17 protein-coding genes are annotated in these 17,761 nt (G+C 69.6%); 13 read left to right on the plus strand and 4 right to left on the minus strand.

What is annotated here, in order from left to right:
* Window positions 1-2 precede the first annotated feature (2 nt).
* The 13 genes from EKG36_RS07890 to glmS all read left to right on the plus strand — a co-directional run bounded on the left by EKG36_RS07890 (window position 3) and on the right by glmS (window position 15,705).
* On the plus strand, window positions 3-1,088 hold the full coding sequence (locus EKG36_RS07890) for a DegT/DnrJ/EryC1/StrS family aminotransferase (RefSeq protein WP_126482812.1): 1,086 nt from the start codon (window positions 3-5) through the stop codon (window positions 1,086-1,088).
* Window positions 1,089-1,113: 25 nt separating this feature from the next.
* Window positions 1,114-2,568 (plus strand): lipopolysaccharide biosynthesis protein, encoded by a 1,455-nt coding sequence (locus EKG36_RS07895; protein ID WP_185827512.1) that lies wholly within the window; start codon window positions 1,114-1,116, stop codon window positions 2,566-2,568.
* A complete protein-coding gene (locus tag EKG36_RS07900; RefSeq protein ID WP_126482817.1) occupies window positions 2,565-3,149 on the plus strand; it encodes a GNAT family N-acetyltransferase in 585 nt (194 codons plus the stop codon). The genes EKG36_RS07895 and EKG36_RS07900 overlap by 4 nt, the downstream gene beginning before the upstream one ends.
* Before the next feature lie 15 nt (window positions 3,150-3,164).
* The gene (locus EKG36_RS07905) at window positions 3,165-4,091 is read left to right on the plus strand and encodes a GNAT family N-acetyltransferase (RefSeq protein ID WP_126482819.1); all 927 of its coding nucleotides are present in this window, start codon (window positions 3,165-3,167) and stop codon (window positions 4,089-4,091) included.
* Window positions 4,088-5,542 carry a polysaccharide deacetylase family protein gene (locus tag EKG36_RS07910; RefSeq protein WP_221766058.1) on the plus strand — a complete coding sequence of 485 codons (1,455 nt, stop codon included), beginning with the start codon at window positions 4,088-4,090 and terminating at the stop codon, window positions 5,540-5,542. Before EKG36_RS07905 ends, EKG36_RS07910 begins: the two co-directional genes overlap by 4 nt.
* Window positions 5,543-5,556: 14 nt before the next feature.
* Window positions 5,557-6,855 (plus strand): hypothetical protein, encoded by a 1,299-nt coding sequence (locus tag EKG36_RS07915; protein ID WP_126482821.1) that lies wholly within the window; start codon window positions 5,557-5,559, stop codon window positions 6,853-6,855.
* Entirely contained in the window at window positions 6,815-7,927 is a 1,113-nt protein-coding gene (locus EKG36_RS07920; RefSeq protein WP_126482823.1) for a glycosyltransferase family 4 protein, read from the plus strand. Before EKG36_RS07915 ends, EKG36_RS07920 begins: the two co-directional genes overlap by 41 nt.
* Before the next feature lie 10 nt (window positions 7,928-7,937).
* Complete coding sequence (locus tag EKG36_RS07925) at window positions 7,938-9,185, plus strand: glycosyltransferase family 4 protein (RefSeq protein ID WP_126482825.1); 1,248 nt, start codon at window positions 7,938-7,940, stop codon at window positions 9,183-9,185.
* Complete coding sequence (locus tag EKG36_RS07930; RefSeq protein ID WP_126482827.1) at window positions 9,185-9,781, plus strand: sugar transferase; 597 nt, start codon at window positions 9,185-9,187, stop codon at window positions 9,779-9,781. Before EKG36_RS07925 ends, EKG36_RS07930 begins: the two co-directional genes overlap by 1 nt.
* Window positions 9,774-10,472, plus strand: coding sequence for an acetyltransferase (locus tag EKG36_RS07935; protein WP_126482829.1), 699 nt, complete (start codon window positions 9,774-9,776; stop codon window positions 10,470-10,472). Before EKG36_RS07930 ends, EKG36_RS07935 begins: the two co-directional genes overlap by 8 nt.
* Before the next feature lie 2 nt (window positions 10,473-10,474).
* Window positions 10,475-11,656: a DegT/DnrJ/EryC1/StrS family aminotransferase gene (locus EKG36_RS07940; RefSeq protein WP_126482831.1), complete on the plus strand. Its 1,182-nt coding sequence runs from the start codon at window positions 10,475-10,477 to the stop codon at window positions 11,654-11,656.
* A gap of 43 nt (window positions 11,657-11,699) precedes the next feature.
* Complete coding sequence (locus tag EKG36_RS07945) at window positions 11,700-13,703, plus strand: polysaccharide biosynthesis protein (RefSeq protein WP_246007456.1); 2,004 nt, start codon at window positions 11,700-11,702, stop codon at window positions 13,701-13,703.
* A 73-nt stretch (window positions 13,704-13,776) separates the two neighbouring features.
* A complete protein-coding gene (glmS, locus tag EKG36_RS07950) occupies window positions 13,777-15,705 on the plus strand; it encodes a glutamine--fructose-6-phosphate transaminase (isomerizing) (protein ID WP_126482833.1) in 1,929 nt (642 codons plus the stop codon).
* A gap of 42 nt (window positions 15,706-15,747) precedes the next feature.
* Here glmS and EKG36_RS07955 read toward each other — a convergent pair whose 3' ends face one another.
* From EKG36_RS07955 to EKG36_RS07970, 4 genes are all read right to left on the minus strand, one after another.
* On the minus strand, window positions 15,748-16,137 hold the full coding sequence (locus EKG36_RS07955) for a DUF2069 domain-containing protein (protein ID WP_126482835.1): 390 nt from the start codon (window positions 16,135-16,137) through the stop codon (window positions 15,748-15,750).
* A complete protein-coding gene (gene wrbA, locus EKG36_RS07960) occupies window positions 16,134-16,757 on the minus strand; it encodes an NAD(P)H:quinone oxidoreductase (protein WP_126482837.1) in 624 nt (207 codons plus the stop codon). The genes EKG36_RS07955 and wrbA overlap by 4 nt, the downstream gene beginning before the upstream one ends.
* Window positions 16,758-16,785: 28 nt before the next feature.
* Entirely contained in the window at window positions 16,786-17,127 is a 342-nt protein-coding gene (gene arsC / locus EKG36_RS07965) for an arsenate reductase (glutaredoxin) (protein ID WP_126482839.1), read from the minus strand.
* Between the two features lie 91 nt (window positions 17,128-17,218).
* Window positions 17,219-17,680, minus strand: a complete 462-nt coding sequence (locus EKG36_RS07970) for an MgtC/SapB family protein (RefSeq protein WP_126482841.1) — start codon at window positions 17,678-17,680, stop codon at window positions 17,219-17,221.
* Between the last annotated feature and the right edge of the window lie 81 nt (window positions 17,681-17,761).

Raw genomic sequence — 17,761 nt, forward strand, 5'->3', positions numbered from 1 at the left:
ACATGGAATTCATCGATCTCGAGTCCCAGCAGGTGCGCATCCGCGAGCGCATCAACGATGGCATCCGTGGGGTGCTGGCCCATGGCAAGTATATCCTGGGGCCGGAGGTGGCCGAGTTGGAGGCCCGCCTGGCGGCCTATGTCGGCGTCAAGCACTGCATCAGCTGCGCCAACGGTACCGATGCCCTGCAGATTGCCCAGATGGCACTGGGAATCGGGCCGGGTGACGAGGTGATCACGCCGGGCTTCACCTATATCGCTACCGCCGAGACCGTTGCCCTGCTGGGCGCGCGGCCGATCTACGTGGACATCGATCCGGCGACCTACCTGCTCGACCCGGCGCGGATCGAGGCGGCGATCACTCCCCGCACCAAGGCGATCATCCCGGTCTCGCTGTACGGCCAGTGTGCCGACATGGACGCCATCAACGCGATCGCCGAGCGCCATGGGCTGACGGTCATCGAGGATGCCGCGCAGAGTTTCGGTGCCACCTACAAGGGGCGGCGTTCCGGCGGCCTCTCGACCATCGCCACGACCTCCTTCTTCCCCAGCAAGCCGCTGGGGGCCTATGGCGACGGGGGCGCGCTGTTCACCGACGACGACGCACTCGCCACCGTTCTCCGGCAGATTGCCCGTCACGGCCAGGACCGCCGCTACCACCATGTCCGGGTCGGCATCAACAGTCGCCTGGATACCCTGCAGGCGGCGATCCTGCTGCCCAAGCTGGAGATCCTCGACGACGAGCTGCAGCTGCGCGAGCAGGTAGCGGCGCGCTACGGCCGGCTGCTCGCGGCGGCAGGCCTCGTGGCGCCGCACATCGAGAGCCACAACACCAGCGCCTATGCCCAGTACACCGTGGAAGTGGAAGACCGCGAAGTGGTGCTGGCCCGGCTGGCGGAAGCGCAGATTCCCACAGCGGTCCACTACCCGATACCGCTCAATCGCCAGCCGGCGGTGGCCGACGAGCAGGCACACCTGCCGGTGGGCAACAACGCGGCGCGGCGCGTGATCAGCCTGCCGATGCATCCCTACCTCGACGGCGAGGATCAGCATCGCATCGTCACGGCATTGCTCGAAGCGCTGCAGTGAGGGCGAGACGACAGGGAGGATGCGCGTGTTGAGTCGACTGGCCAGTCCCGTTCGCCGTCTGCTGCCGACCAACGCCTTCGCCCGCGGGGTCGGGGTGCTGGTCGGTGGCACGGCCGGGGCGCAGCTGCTGATGCTGCTGGCGGCGCCGGTGCTGACGCGCCTCTATGGCCCGGATGACTTTGGCCTGCTGGCCGTCTTCACCGCCTGCCTGGCGCTGTTCACGGTGGTGGCGGCGGGGCGCTACGAACTGGCGATCCCGTTGCCCGAGGCCGACCACGAGGCGGCCTGCCTGGCGCTGCTCGGCATGGTGTGCGTGCTGCTGACGGCCGGACTCGCGCTGCTCGCGGTGCTGCTGTGGTCGGCGCCCCTCGCGGCCCTGCTGGGGGCACCGGGGCTCGTCGACTACCTCTGGCTGCTGCCGGTCGGGGTGGCGTTCGTGGGTAGCTACCAGGTGTTCAACAAGTGGGCAGTCAGGACCCAGCGGTTCTCCCATGTGGCCCGCACCCGCATCTGGCAGGCCCTTGGCACCCTGGGCATCCAGGTCGGCGCCTCGGGGCTGGGGCCGGTGGCCCTGCTCGGGGGCCAGGCGGTAGGGCAAGGGGTGGGGACCACCGGCCTGACCCTGGCGGCGCTTCGCCATCCGGCGTTCCGCCGCGTCTCGCTGGCCGGGATGGCCCGCCAGGCCTGGCGGCATCGGCGCTTTCCGCTCTACTCGACATGGACCGGCCTGTTCAACACCGGCAGCCTGCAGCTGGCCCCGATCGTCCTGGTCGCCCTGTTCGGGGCGCCGGTGGCCGGGCTCTATGCCCTGACCCTGCGCATCCTGACCATGCCCGTCAGCCTGGTCGGCAATGCCATCGGCAGCGTCTTCCTGGCCCATGCGGCCCAGGCGCGGCGTGACGGGGAGCTGGCCGGCCTGGTCGGGGGCCTGCATCGCAAGCTGGCCATCCTCGGCATCCCGCCCCTGGTGGCGCTGATGGTCGTCGGCCCCGAGCTCTTCGCGGTGCTGTTCGGCGAGCAATGGCGCAAGGCCGGCCTGTATGCCCAGTGGATGCTGCCGTGGATCTACATCCAGTTCCAGTGGTCGCCGCTGTCCATGCTGGCGAGCGTGCTGGAGCTGCAGCGCGACGCCCTGGTGGCGCAGCTCGGCATGCTGGTGGCGCGCTTCGGGGTGCTGGTCGGGCTGTACCTCGCCGGGGCCGGCGCGGATACCGCCATCCTGGCCTTCTCGGTGACCAGCGCCCTGGTCTACCTGCTGCAGCAGGGCTGGTTCTTCCGCAAGGCAGGCCTGTCGCTGTGGCGCTGCGCGGCCGAGGAGCTGGGTCACCTGCTGATGTTCATCGTGCTGAGCCTGCCACTGGTACTGCCTTACCTGCAGGAGGCGCTGCCCCTGGCCGGCCTGCTGGCGGCCCTGGCGCCCCTGGCGGTCGCCTGGACCTGGTGGCGGCTCAGGCCCGGACGTGGAGGGAAGCATTCGTGAAACGATACCTCAATCGCCTTGGCGCCGCCGCGGGCGGCGGCGTCACCCTGGCCCACAACCTGATCGTCTCGCGGCGCCACTCGCCGATGCCGGCCCAGCAGGGCGCCGTGGCCGTCTACCGCGGCATGGCCGCCGACGAGTACGCCCAGGTCCTGGCCCTGTATGCCGACTTCCATCGCGGCCGTCGGCCCGACTGGCTGAAGCGCGCGCTGTGCCGGTTCGCCGGCGACCGGCTGGTGCTGGTCGCCGTGCTCGAGGAGCAGGCGGGCCCGCGCGTGGTGGGCATGGACCTCTTCTATGCCACGCCTCGGGATCGCCGCGAGGGCACCATCCACGAGGGCTTCATCGGCGTCCATCCCGAGGTGGCGGGCCGCGGCGTGGCCACGGCGCTTCGTGGGGCGGCGATCGCGCACTTTGCCGCCCAGGGCTATCGCGGGATCTCGACGCGCATTTCCCTCGACAACCCGGCCTCGCTGGCATCGGCGGCCCGGCAGGGCTTCATGCCCCGGGAACGCTATCGCGACCCGGCCACGGGGTGCGAGCGGCAGTACCTGGTCCGCTGGCTCCGCGATGCTTACTGAGTGAAAGGATTCCACATGCACATTGATCCCCTGTTTCACCCCGGCTGGATCGAGTTCAACCAGCGTCGCTGGCAGCTCACCGCCGAGACGCTCGTGCTGGGGCCCGAGAAGGGAACGGGCTGGGAGCTGCAGACGGTGCTGTACCGCAATCGTCGCGGTCGCCTGGTCACGCCGCCGCGCAACCCCCACCTGCCGATCGACTTCCGCTGCGCCAGCGACCGGCCTGCCGCGATCAATCGTCGCCGTCGCCTGGCGTTGACCCGGCTGGCGTCGGCGTTCCAGGAGCGGGGCCTGGGCGGCAGCCTCAGCCTGTCGGCCGAGGCCTGCGATGCGCGGCCCTTCGAGTGGGCGGGCATGGCGGCGCGGCCCCGCTTCACCTACCACCTGGAGATCGCCGAGCGGGAGGCGCGCATCGACCCCAGCGCGAGGAAGAAGGCCCGCAAGTGCCATCGCCTGGGCTACCGCTGCGAAGTCAGCGAGGACTATGCGGCCGTGGCGGAGTGCCTGGCCGGCCCCGAATCACGCAAGGGCTTCGACTATCGCCTCGACGCGGCCGAGCTCGAGCGCCTGGCCGGCTTGCTGGGTCCCGACCATTTCGTCTGCTTCCTGGCGCGGGATGCCGAAGGGCGCCCCCAGGGCTGCCGGGTCTGCCTGTTCATGCCCGGTGGCCACGCCCTGGCCTGGTCGGCCGGCATGAAGACCCCGGCGCTCAAGGACGGCGTCAACAACCTGGTGGCCGAGTATGCCCTCGAGCACTTCGCCGCCCGGGAATGCCGGGTCTTCGACTTCATCGGCGCCAACATCCCCCCGGTGGCGGAAATGAAGGAAGCCTGGGGCGGACGCCTGGTCTGCCACTACGCGATCAGTGAACGCGGCCCGCGCCACCTGGCTCGGGAAGCCTATGCCACGGCCAGCATGCTGCTGAAGAGGAACCACAAATGAACGAGATGCGCATCGCCGAACAGGGAGAGGCCACCGCAACGGCCCAGCGTGCCGCCAGCGCAGGGCCCCCGGTCCGCGACGCCCGTGTTGCCGGCGACCCGGCGGCCGGCGACCCGGTACTCCGCTGGCTGTCCCGGGTGCTGGTGGAACGCTATGGCCTGCCGGTCAGCCTGCGGCGAGAGGAGGCGGACCGCCTGTCGCTTCGCCTCGAGGGCGAGGCAGGGCGGATCCTCTTCGACCGCCGCCAGCCGGACTTCTTCCTGGTGGGGGCCGAGCTGCCCCACGGCCAGTGGGCGGCCGAGGCCGAGGGATTCCGGCCGCCGCTGGGCATGTCGCTGCCGGCCCCGGGCGACGCTGGCCTGCCCACGCCCCTGGTCGAGCAGGATGCCGAGGGCTGGGTCGTCCACTACGATATTCCGGGACTGACCTACTGGATGCTCAGCCGCCAGGAAGAGGTCGATGCCGAGGCCCGTGACCGACACGGCCGTTTCCCCGCCGGCGCCTCCCATGCCGGGCGATACGGCTACCTCGACCGTCCGGTCGTGGACGAGTGGCTCGACATCCTGGGCCAGGTCATGCAGCGCCAATGGCCGGGGGTGGCGTTGCGCGAGCACCGCTTCACCACCCGGCCCACCCATGACGTGGACCGGCCCAGTCGGTACGGTTTCGCCGGCGATGTCAGGTTGCTTCGGGTGATGGCCGGTGACACCCTGCGCCACCGGCGTCCCCAGGCACTGCTGCTCGGCCCCTGGGTGTGGTTGACCACCCGGCGGGCGCTGCACCCCCTCGATCCGCTGAACACCTTCGACTGGTTGATGGCCACCTCGGAGCGTCATGGCCTGACGAGCGCCTTCTACTTCATCTGCGGCCGCACCGACCCGCGGATGGATGCCGACTACGAGCCCGAGCACCCGGCCATCCGCCACCTGCTCCGGCGCATCCATGCCCGTGGCCACGAGATCGGCCTGCATCCCAGCTATCACACCTACCGCAACCCCAAGGAACTGACCAACGAGGCCGAGCGGCTGCGTCGAGTATGCACCGAAGAGGGGATCGAGCAGGCGGCCTGGGGCGGGCGCATGCACTACCTGCGCTGGCATACCCCGCTGACCCTGCAGGGCTGGCAGCAGGCCGGCATGAGCTATGACAGCACCCTGGGCTATGCCGAGATGCCGGGGTTTCGCTGCGGGACCTGCTTCGAATACCCGGCCTTCGATCCGGTCAGGGGCGAGGCGCCAGGGCTGCGCATCCGTCCGTTGATCGCCATGGAATCGTCGGTGATCGGGGCGTCCTACCTCGGATTGGGGACCGGCGAGGCCGCCTTCGAGCGCTTCGTCACCCTCAAGTCCCGCTGTCGCGCGGTGGGGGGAAGCTTCACTCTGCTCTGGCACAACTCCGAACTGGTCACCACCAAGCAGCGCGCGCTCTATGAGCGGGTGCTGGCGGCCTGAGGGGGAACCGGCGCGTGCTGTTGTCGTCCGATGCGCTCGCCGCCCGGCTCTCCGGGGCGGGCCTGCTGGTGCTCTATCCCGGCTACATGTTCTACCACACCCTGGTGGCCCTGGGCCTGATCCCGGCCTTCCTGGGGGGCATGTTCGGCCTGGTGACGGTGCTGCTGGCGGCCCTTTACCTGCCGCTGCTGCCCTACCTGCAGCGGGATCTGCTGCGCCTCGCGCCTGGCTATGCGCTGGGCGTTGCCGGCCTGCTCGGCTTCGTGCTGGTCTGGTCGGCCGCCGGCTATGTCACCGAGGGCGGCACGGCGATGCGCGTGGCCGCCACCCAGTCGGTGGAGACGGTCGTGCTGTGGCTGGTGCTGTTCCTGCTGGCCTACCGCCTGCCGCTGGAGGCGCGCTGGCTGGTCGCCGGCATGTGGATCGCCCTGGCGATCACGGTGATCTACCTGGCCGTCTTCGTGGCCACCACGGGCCAGGTGATGTTCTTCGCCCGTGGGCTGGGCGAGTCCACCGAGGACGTCTCGACCTACCAGGGCTATGCCCGCAGTGCCCTGGTGATGCTGGTGTTCCTGATCGCGGTGTCGCGCTCGGCGTTGACCCGTGCTGCGGTAATCGGCCTGGGCAGCTTCGTCATGTTCCTGCTCGGTGCGCGCTCCGAACTCTACGGCTTTCTGCTGCTGGCCATGAGCCTGCTGATGCTCTGGTCGGGGATGAGCGCGCGCTACCTGCTGATCCTGCTGGCCATCCTGGGCCTGGGGGTCGCCACGGTGGCGAGCCAGTTCGATGCCATCGCCGAGAGCCGTCAGTTCCAGGTGCTGAACCTGGCCGGCGACAGCTCCTGGCAGGCCCGTCAGCAGCTCGAACGTGCGGCGGTGGAGCAGCTCCTTGCCCATCCCCTGATCGGGGTGTTCGGCGGTCATGTCAGCGCCAGCGGCAGCGCCGGCGGCTATGCCCACAACGTGCTGTCGGCCTGGGTCAACTATGGCCTGCCAGGGTTTGTCCTCTACCTGGGCCTGACCCTGACAGCCCTCTGCGGAGCGGCCTATCGCATGATCCTGTGTCGCGACCTGTCGGCCTGCTGGATCCTCGCCTTCAGCCTGAACGCGGTCTGCCTGCTGCTGATGCTGATCGCCAAGCCGGTCTTCTGGCCCCTGCCGGCACTGGGCTGGGGGGGCTTCGCCAACGCCCTGGCCCGCAGCCGTCGGCTGCTCGACGACGACGCCCACGTCCCCGCGGGATGTGACGAGACCTCACAAGGAAGAGACAACCATGAAAGTGGCACACCTGACCTCCGCCCATCCGCGCCTTGATACCCGGATCTTCCACAAGCAGTGCCGGTCGCTTTCGGCGGCGGGGCACCGGGTCCACCTGGTGGTGGCCGACGGCAAGGGACAAGAGCAGCGCGACGGCGTCGACATCCTCGATGCCGGCCAGCTGCCGGGACGCCTCAACCGCGTCCTGAGAACGACGCGCCGGGTCGAGCGCCTGGCCCGATCGCTGGATGCCGATGTCTACCACCTGCATGACCCGGAGCTGCTGCCGGTGGGGCTGCGCCTCAAGCGCCAGGGCAAGAAGGTGATCTATGACGCCCACGAGGACCTGCCACGCCAGGTGCTGGCCAAGCACTACCTGAGTGCGCCGGCTCGCCGGGTGATGTCGCGGGCCGTGGAGGGCTACCAGCGCCATGCCTGCCGACGCTTCGACGCGGTCGTGGCCGCGACGCCCCATATCCGCGACCTGTTCGGCGCCTTCCATCCCCGCGCCGTGGACGTCAACAACTTCCCGTTGCGCGACGAGCTGGTCGCCGGTGAGGCGCCGCCGGCGACGCGGCCCGAGGCGGCCTCGGTGTGCTACGTGGGAAGCATCGGGTCGATCCGCGGCATTCGCGAGATCGTCAAGGCCATGGAGTGCCTGTCGTCACCGTGCCGTCTGCAACTGGCCGGGCGCTTCAGCGAGGCGAACGTCGAGCAGGAGGTCCAGGGGTATCCGGGGTGGTCCCGGGTCGACGCCCTGGGTCACCTCGACAGGGCCGGCGTGCGGCGGGTCATGACCACCGCCACGGCGGGGCTGGTGACCCTGCATCCGGTGATCAACTACCTGGATGCCCTGCCGGTGAAGATGTTCGAGTACATGAGTGCCGGCCTGCCGGTGATCGCCTCCGACTTCCCGCTGTGGCGGGAAATCATCACCACCAGTGACTGCGGGCTCTGCGTCGACCCCCTCGACCCGTCGGCCATCGCCGAGGCCATCGATTACCTGCTGGCGCATCCCGAACGCGCCCGCGAGATGGGCGAGAACGGGCAGCGTGCGGTGGCGGAGCGCTTCAACTGGGCGCAGGAGGAACGAAAGCTCCTGGACACCTATCACGCGCTGTCCCGGTGAGGAGCTACCCATGAAGCATGTATGGATCCTCAATCACTACGCCAACCACCCCGGCGGCTCGGGGGGGATGCGGCACTACCAGCTCGCCCGTTACCTGCCGGCACATGGCTGGCAGGCGACCCTCATCGCGGCCAGCGTCGAGCACCCCAGTGGCCATCAGCGTCTCGCGCCCCGGGAGACACGTCGGCTGGAGCACTGTGACGACGTGCGTTTCCTGTGGCTCCGGACGCCGGGCTATCGCGGCAACGGCGGCGGCCGGATGAAGAACATGCTGCACTACAGCCTGCAGGCGCTGCGCCCCGGCCGCCTGCGGGACCTGCCGGCCCCGGACCTGATCATCGGCTCGAGCGTCCACCCCTTCGCCGCCCTGGCCGGCTGGTGGCTGGCTCGTCGCCACGGCGTGCCCTTCGTCTTCGAGGTGCGCGACCTCTGGCCCCAGACGCTGATCGACATGGGACGCCTGGCCGAGGGCAGCCCGACCACTCGGGTGATGCGCGCCCTGGAAACCTTCCTCTACCGCCGGGCCCGACGGGTCTTGACGCTGCTGCCGCGGGCGGTGGACTACGTGGCGCCGCAGGGGGTACCCGCCGAGCGGGTGGTGTGGCTATCCAACGGCGTCGACCTCGACGACTACCCGGCGCCGGACACACCGGGGGCCCCGCCGGCCGAGTCGCCCCTCACCCTGATGTATTTCGGTTCCCACGGCGATGCCAATGGCCTGGACGTGCTCATCGACGCCATGGGCCGGGTGCGGGACCGCCTGGCAGATGGCGGGCCCGCCATCCGGCTGCGCCTGATCGGAGACGGGGCGCTCAAGCCGGCGCTCAGGCGGCAGGCCGAGGCGCTGGGGCTCGACGGCCGCTGGGTGTCCTTCGAGGAGCCCGTGCCGCGGCGAGAGATCCCGGCCCTGGCCCGCGAGGCGGATGCCTTCGTGATCACCGTCCGCGACCTGCCACAGCTCTACCGCTTCGGCATCAGCATGAACAAGCTCTTCGACTACATGGCCGCCGCCCGCCCGGTGGTGATCGCCTCCGGGGCCGCCAACGACCCGGTGGCCGAGGCAGGGGCCGGGATCAGCGTGCCGCCGGAAGACCCTCAGGCGCTGGCCGAGGGCATCCTGGCCATGGCGCGCCTGTCGCCGGAGGAGCGGGCGCGGATGGGAGCGGCCGGACGTCGACATATGGAAGCAACCTACAGCTACAACATCCTCAGTGGCCGGCTGGCCGACGTCATGGATGAAGTCATGGAGGAGGCGTGATGAAAAGAGGGATGGACATCCTGGTGGCCCTGGTGGCCCTGATCCTGCTGTCGCCGCTGTTGCTCGTGGTGGCTCTGGTGGTGCGGCGTACCCTTGGCGCCCCGGTGCTCTTCCGCCAGATGCGCCCGGGGCGTCACGGCCGTCCCTTCCAGATGATCAAGTTCCGGACCATGCGCGATGCCGAGGATGCCCAGGGGCGGCCGCTGCCGGATGCACAGCGGTTGACGCCCTTCGGCGAGACGCTGCGGGCGACCAGCCTCGACGAGCTGCCCGAGCTGTGGAACGTGCTCAAGGGCGACATGAGCCTGGTGGGGCCCAGGCCGCTGCTGATGGATTACCTGCCGCTCTACGACGCCGAGCAGTTCCGCCGCCACGAGGTGCGCCCCGGCGTAACCGGCTGGGCCCAGGTGAACGGCCGCAATGCCCTAAGCTGGGAAGAGAAGTTCGCCCTCGACGTGTGGTACGTCGATCACCGCTCGCTGTGGCTGGACTTGAAGATCCTGGCGATGACCGTCGCCAAGGTCTTCGCCCGGGAGGGCATCGCCCACGACGGCGAGGTGGCCATGCCGCGTTTCCAGGGAGCGAGAGATGACTAGACGGGGCGCCCTGGCGATTCTCGGGGCCAGCGGCCACGGCAAGGTGGTGGCGGATATCGCTGCCCACTGCGGCTGGCAGCGGCTCCTGTTCTACGACGATGCCTGGCCGGAACGGGACCGCCTGGCGCATTGGCCCGTGGTCGGGGATCTGGAGGTCTTGCTGAGCGATCTCGATGAGGTCGATGGCGTCGTCGTGGCGATCGGCGACAACGGCATCCGCCAGGCCAAGCTGGCGGCCCTGCAGACGGCGGGCGCGCCCCTGGTCTCGCTGGTCCACCCGCGGGCCTCGGTCAGTCCCCACGCCCGGCTGGCGGAAGGCTGCGTGGTGGCGGCCGGGGCGGTCATCAATGCCTTCGCCGCGCTGGGGCCGGGCTGCATCGTCAACACTGCCGCGACGGTGGATCACGATTGCCGTCTGCAGGCCGGGGTGCACGTGGCACCGGGCGCCAACCTTTCGGGCAATGTCGCGGTCGATCGCGAGGCCTGGATCGGCGTCGGGGCCGCGGTTCGCCAGGGCGTGACCATCGGGGCGCACGCCGTGATCGGTGCCGGCGCCGCGGTGGTGGACCATATCGACCCTCGACTGACGGTGGTCGGCGTTCCGGCTCGGCCGCTGCGCTGCGAGAGCGGGGCGACGCCCGCCGGCGCTGTCCAGCCGCATCACCTTCAACCGGAATCACAAGGAACCTAGCGATGCTCAACGGACCCTTTCCCCCCTGGCCGGACTTCTCCGAGGAAGAGGTAGCGGCGGTGTCCCGCGTGCTGCGTTCGAATCGCGTCAACTACTGGACCGGCGAGGAGGCGCGCGCCTTTGAAGAGGAATTCGCGAGCTTCGCCGAGACCCGCCATGCGGTTGCGGTCTCCAACGGCACTACCGCCCTCGACCTGGCGCTGCATGGACTGGGCGTGGGCGAGGGGGACGAGGTCATCGTCACCCCGCGGACCTTCCTGGCCTCGGTCTCCAGCATCGTCAATGCCGGGGCGGTCCCGGTGTTCGCGGATGTGGATCCTGACAGCCAGAACATCACGGCGGACACGGTGGCGCCCAGGATCACCCCGCGGACGCGGGCCATCCTCGCCGTCCACCTGGCCGGCTGGCCCTGCGACTTGGCCCCCCTGACGGCACTGGCCCGACAGCACGGGCTGGCCATCATCGAGGACTGCGCCCAGGCCCACGGGGCCCGCTATCGGGGCCGCAGTGTCGGGGGGCTCGGCGATGTGGCGGCCTGGTCGTTCTGCCAGGACAAGATCATGAGCACCGGGGGCGAGGGCGGCATGGTCACCACCAACGACCGTGACCTGTGGCAGCGCATGTGGGCGTACAAGGATCACGGCAAGAGCTGGGAGGCGGTCTACGAGCGCGAGCACCCGCCCGGTTTCCGCTGGCTGCACGAGTCCTTCGGCACCAACTGGCGACTGACCGAGATGCAGGCGGCAATCGGCCGCATCCAGCTCGAGCGGATGCCCGACTGGTCCCGCCGGCGCCGCCACAACGCCGAGACCCTGTGGCAGGCCGCCCGAGGGATGCCGGGGCTGCGGGTGCCGAGCCTGCCCGACGACATCCAGCATGCAGCCTACAAGGCCTACGTGTTCGTGGACCCCGCCGGCCTGGCCGAGGGCTGGGATCGGGATCGCATCCAGCAGGCCGTTGTCCAGGGCGGGGTGCCATGCTTCTCGGGCTCCTGCTCGGAGGTCTATCGCGAGCGCGCCTTCGATGGCACAGGCTGGCGTCCCGCCGAGCCGCTGCCGGTCGCCCGGGAGCTCGGCGCGACCAGCCTGATGTTTCTCGTGCACCCGACCCTGGGAGAGGCCGAGATGGCCCTGACGGTGGCGGTGCTGGGAGATGTCATGGCCCGGGCGACGCACCGGCCCTGACCGATCAACACGGCCGGGCAGGTGTCCGGCCCCGGAGGGTTCCATGGCAGGAACCCGGGAGACCACGATGTTCGAGTTGCTGCAACCGCTGTTTCGCCTGCCGAGGCGTCGCAAGCGGATCATCCAGGTCCTGGTGGACTGTGTCTTGATCGCGATGAGCTTCCTCGCCGCCATGCTGCTGCGCCTCGAGGAGTGGGGTCGGCTGGCCCAGGTCGAGACCTGGGCGGCCCTGCTGGTGCTGATCCCGGTGAGCCTGGTGATCTTCATCCGCCTGGGCTTCTATCGTGCGGTGATCCGCTACATGGGCTCCAAGGCCATTCGTGCCGTGCTGGTCGGGGTGGTGGTGTCGGCGCTGTCGCTGCCCATGGCCAGCTACCTCTTCCATCTTGGCGTGCCGCGTTCCGTGCCCTTCATCTACGCCCTCGTGGCGCTGATGACGATCGGCGGCGTGCGCTTCGCCCTGCGCGCCTTCTACCTGCGCAGCCAGGTGCTGCACAAGCCGCGCGTGGTGATCTATGGCGCCGGGGCGGCGGGCCGGCAGGTGGCTGCCTCGCTGCGCCACGGCAGGGAGTACCTGCCGGTGGCCTTCGTCGACGATGTCCAGGGCCTGCATAACACCTTCATCGAGGGCATGAAGGTCTACCCGCCCAAGCAGCTTGGCTACCTGGCGGACTGCTACGGCGCCGAGCGGGTGCTGCTGGCGATGCCCAGCGCCAGTCGCGGGCGTCGCCGCGAGATCCTGGCCGAGCTCGAGCCCCAGGGCTTCACCGTACAGACCGTTCCCGGCATCGCCGACGTGGTGTCGGGGCGGGCCAGCATCAGCGAGATCCGCGACGTGGCGGTGGAGGACCTGCTCGGCCGCGACCCGGTCCCTCCCAACCAGTCGCTGATGGACGCCAACATCCGCGGCCGGGTGGTCATGGTCACCGGGGCGGGCGGCTCCATCGGCTCGGAGCTGTGTCGTCAGATCCTGCGCCAGGCTCCCGCCCGGCTACTGCTGCTGGAGCTCTCGGAATTCAGCCTGTATCGCATCGAACACGAGCTGCGGCAGATGGCCGAGGCGCAGGGCCTGGATATCCCCATCGAGGCCCTGCTCGGCTCGATCCAGCACCAGCAGCGCCTGCAGGCCGTGATGATGGCCTTCGGCGTGCAGACGGTTTACCACGCCGCCGCCTACAAGCATGTGCCGATGGTCGAGCACAACGTGGTGGAGGGCATCCGCAACAACGTCTTCGGTACCCGCGAAGCCGCCAAGGCCGCGGTCGCCGCCGGCGTCGAAACCTTCGTGCTGGTCTCGACCGACAAGGCGGTGCGCCCGACCAATGTCATGGGGGCCACCAAGCGCATGGCCGAGCTGGTCTGCCAGGCCATCGCCTCGGATGCCCCGGCCACTCGTTTCTCCATGGTGCGGTTCGGCAACGTGCTGGGCTCGAGCGGCTCGGTCGTGCCGCTCTTCCGTCGCCAGATCCAGGCAGGGGGGCCGATCACCGTCACACACCCGGAGATCACCCGTTACTTCATGACGATTCCCGAGGCGGCGCAGCTGGTCATCCAGGCGGGGGCCATGGCCCGTGGCGGCGACGTCTTCGTGCTGGACATGGGGGAGCCGGTGAAGATCGCCGAGCTGGCGCGTCAGATGGTGCGTCTCTCGGGGCTGCGAGTGAGTGACGAGCAACACCCGGAGGGTGATATCGAGATCGCCTATACCGGTTTGCGCCCCGGCGAGAAGCTCTACGAGGAGCTGCTGGTCGGCAATGACGTGGCGGCCACCTCGCACCCCCGCATCATGACGGCCAGCGAGGTGTGCTGGACCTGGGACCGCTTGCAGCCGTTCCTGGAGGAGCTGTTCCAGGCGTGCCTGGCGTTTCGCCACGACCGGATCCGCGAGCTGCTGCTCGAGGCCCCCACGGCCTATCGCCCCCAGGGCGCGATCGTCGACCTGGTGTGGCAGGCCGGCGGCGTGCCCGGGGAGGCCTCGCCGTCGGTGGTCCCCCTGCGTACCGGGGGGCGGCGCCGGGCCGCCAGCCAGCAACCCGTCACGCCCTAGGACTTCGCCAGGCGGAGTCGCGTCAATCAATGTACCCCCGGGGACCCCCGGGGATGGTCAGGGAGGAACCAAGATGTGTGGCATCGTAGCAGCCGTGGGGACCGAGGATATCCTGCCGGTCCTGGTGGAAGGCCTCAGGCGACTGGAATATCGCGGGTACGACTCGGCCGGCGTGGCGCTGGTCGAGGCGCCCGGCGTCCTGGAGCGCCGGCGTGAGGTCGGCAAGGTGGCGGCGCTGGAGGCGGCGCTGTCTCGCCACCCGCTGTCGGGCAACAGCGGCATTGCCCACACCCGCTGGGCGACGCACGGCGCCCCCAGCCAGGGCAATGCGCACCCCCATGTCTCCGGCAAGATCGCCGTGGTCCACAATGGCATCATCGAGAACCACGGCGTGCTGCGTGAGCGCCTCGCGTCGGCCGGCTATCGCTTCGTCTCGGAGACGGACACCGAGGTGATCGCCCATCTCATCGACGAGGAGCTGGCGGTCGCGGAGGATCTCGCCGACGCCGTGGCCCGCGCCGCGGACCAGCTGGAGGGCGCCTACGCGATGGGCGTGATTCATGCCGATGAGCCCGGGCAAATGGTCGGCATGCGGCAGGGCAGTCCCCTGGTCGTCGGCGTCGGCGAGCAGGGCCACTATCTCGGCTCGGATCCCCTGGCGCTGCTGCCGGTCACCTACCGCTTCATCTACCTGGAGGACGGCGACCTGGTGGTGGCCAGCCACGGGCAGTGCCGGGTGCACGGCTTCGCCAACGCCAGCGTTCGCGGTGACGTCCCGGTGATGGCCGGCGACGCCCCGGAGGCTGGCGAGGCGCTCCAGGCCGCCGGTCGCGTCTGCCTCGAGCGTCCCGTGGTGCGTTACGAGCATGATGATCAGGCGATCGACAAGGGCGAGTTTCCCCATTACATGCTCAAGGAGATCCATGAACAGCCCCTGGCGGTAGCCAATACCCTGGAGGGTCGCCTGGGCGAGGACGAGGTGCTGGTCGATGCCCTCGGGCCTTCGGCGCGGACGCTGCTGGGGGCCACGCGTCAGATACACCTGGTGGCCTGCGGGACCAGCTACCATGCCGCCCTGGTGGCTCGCTACTGGCTCGAGGAGCTGGCGGGGGTGCCCTGTCAGGTCGAGGTGGCCTCGGAGTATCGCTACCGCCGGGTGGTGGCTCCGAAGGGCACGCTGTTCGTGACCCTCTCCCAGTCGGGGGAGACCGCCGATACCCTGGCGGCCCTGCGGCATGCGCTGTCCGCTGACGCCGCGGCGGGGGGAGCGTCCTACCTCGGCAGTCTGGCGATCTGCAATGTTCCCGGGAGCTCCCTGGCAAGGGAGGCGACCCTGGCCCTGCTGACCCATGCCGGACCGGAAATCGGCGTGGCCTCCACCAAGGCCTTCACCACCCAGCTGACTGCCCTGATGCTGCTGACCCTGTCGCTACGCCAGGTAAGAGGGGGCGAGCCGGGGTTGACCGCCCGCCTGGTACGTCGTCTGCGCTACCTTCCCACGGTGCTGGGAGATGCCCTGGCGCTGGACGAGGAGACCGCCGGCCTGGTGGATCGGTTCACGGAGCGCGAGCACAGCCTCTTCCTGGGCCGGGGCGTGCACTTCCCGATCGCTCTGGAAGGGGCCCTGAAGCTCAAGGAGATCTCGTATATCCATGCCGAGGCCTTCGCCGCGGGCGAGCTCAAGCACGGCCCCCTGGCGCTGATCGCCGAGGGCATGCCGGTGGTCACGGTGGCGCCGATGGATGGCCTGGTGGAAAAGCTGGCCTCGAACCTGCAGGAGGTCCGGGCCCGGGGCGGCAAGGTGCTGGCCTTCGCCGACCCGGATACCGGCCTGGCCAGCGCGGAGGGACTGGAGGTGATCTGGGTGCCGGCGGTGTGCCGTTATATCGCCCCCATCGTCTACAGCCTGCCGTTGCAGTTACTCTCCTATCACGTCGCGGTGGCGCGGGGCACCGACGTGGACAAGCCCCGCAACCTGGCCAAATCCGTCACCGTGGAATAGGCGGCAGGTGCAGCCGGGCGCCTTTCGGGGCGCCCGGCACCGTCAGGCGCGTTGCTGTCGGCTGCGGAAACGGGCATAGCCCATGCAGCCGGTGAACAGCGCCAGGGCCACCAGCGCTTCGAGGATCCCGCGAGGGGCCTGGCCGGGCAGGGTGGCGACCATCACGCCCTGGGTGAAGTAGAGCAGGCTGACGAAGGCCAGCCAGGCATGGCCTCGAGCGCGACGCGCCAGGATCGAGGGCAGGAACAGCAGCAGGGGCAGGACGAAGGCCACCAGAGGGCCGACGGCGCTGCCAGTGCTGTCGACGGCCAGGCCTCGGTAGACCATCATCAGCAGCAGCAGCGCATAGCTGACTACCACCAGCTTGCGGGACCCGTCGGTCAGGGTGTCGAGGCCGCGACGGGCCTCGAGGTCTTCCAGCCACTGTCTCATGAGCGCTCTCCCGGCTGATGGGCGAGAGCCAGGGCGAGTCGCGCGAGGCGCTTGCCCTGGGCGAAGGCGAGCTGGCGCTCCTGGTCATCCAGCGGGCGATCGCTGCGCTTGCCGGCCACGTGGCTGGCCCCGTAGGGGGTGCCGCCCGCCTGGGTGTCCATCAGCTCGATCTCGCTGTACGGCAGCCCGGCATAGACCATGCCGTGGTGCAGCAACGGCAGCAGCATGGAGATCAGGGTGGTCTCCTGGCCGCCGTGAAGACTCGAGGTGGAGGTGAAGGCGGTGGCGGGCTTGTCCACCAGCGTCCCGCCCAGCCAGAGTTCGCTGGTGGAGTCGACGAAGTGCTTGAGCGGTGCGGCCATGTTGCCGAATCGCGTCGGGCTTCCCAGGGCCAGCGCCGCACAGTGGCGCAGGTCGTCGAGGCTGGCGTAGACCGCGCCCTCGGCGGGAATCTCGGGGTCGACGGCCTCGCAGGTGGCGGAGACCGGCGGGACGGTGCGCAGCCGCGCCTCGATGCCGCGGCAGGACTCGACGCCGGCGGCCAGGCGCTCGGCCATGGCTCGGGTGGCACCGTAACGGGAGTAGTAGAGAATCAGGACATAGGGCAAGGGATCGGACATGGGACTTCCTGGTGCGGGAGAGGACGGATCAGTCGAGCAGGGCGAGGACGTCTTCCGGCGGGCGGCCGATCACCGCACGGGTTCCGTCGTCGGCGATCGGCCGCTGCAGCACCCGCGGGTGGGCGACGATGGCCCGGACGACCTGATCCGGATCCATGGGATCGGCATCGAGGGCCTGCCACTCGGCCTCGTTGGTGCGCACCAGGGCCTGACCGTCGGCATCCAGCCGCGCCATCAGGGCGCGCAGTTCCTTCTCGTCGAGGGGGGCGTCGAGGTAGCGGCGGACCTGGACATCGACCCCGCGCTCTTCCAGCAGCGCCAGGGCCTGGCGAGACTTGGAGCAGCGCGGGTTATGGAGGAGGGTGATCATGACACAGGGTCCTTGTGGTCGGTCGTGATGAACGCGGCTCATTGTAGGCCGTGCTCGAGCGCCGCCACAACCGGCGGGGCGGGGACGTCGCTCAGTCGCCGCGATGGTGATGGGGCAGGGTGCGTTCGATGGCCCCGAGGACCGTCATGATCACCAGGGCCAGCCCGGTGACCATGGCGGCCAGGGCGAAGTTGTTGACCCCGGCGGCAATGCCGATGGCGCCGGCCAGCCAGATGGAGGCCCCCGTGGTGATCCCGTGGACACTGGAGCCGCTGCGGATGATGCTGCCGGCACCGAGGAAGCCGATGCCGCCGATCACGCCTTCGATGATCCGGGTCGGGTCGATACGTGCCGAGGGATCGCCCTCGGCGGTGGCGAAGAGGATCTCCAGGCCGACGATCAGGAAGGCGGCGGCCCCCAGGGCGACCAGCATGTGCGAACGGAGCCCCGCCGGCTTGCCGCGCAGCTCCCGCTCGAGGCCCAGCACCATGGCCAGGCCCGCCGCCACGGCGAGTCGGGTCAGCATGTCCAGCAGGCTGATTTCGGCCTCCATGGGGGCTCCTTGGTTTTGCATACCCGCCCTGATAGTGCCTGACCGGGCCCTCGCGAGGGAAGCCCGAATGAGTTTTATACC

The sequence above is a fragment of the Halomonas nitroreducens genome (assembly GCF_003966155.1).
Lineage (GTDB): Bacteria > Pseudomonadota > Gammaproteobacteria > Pseudomonadales > Halomonadaceae > Halomonas > Halomonas nitroreducens.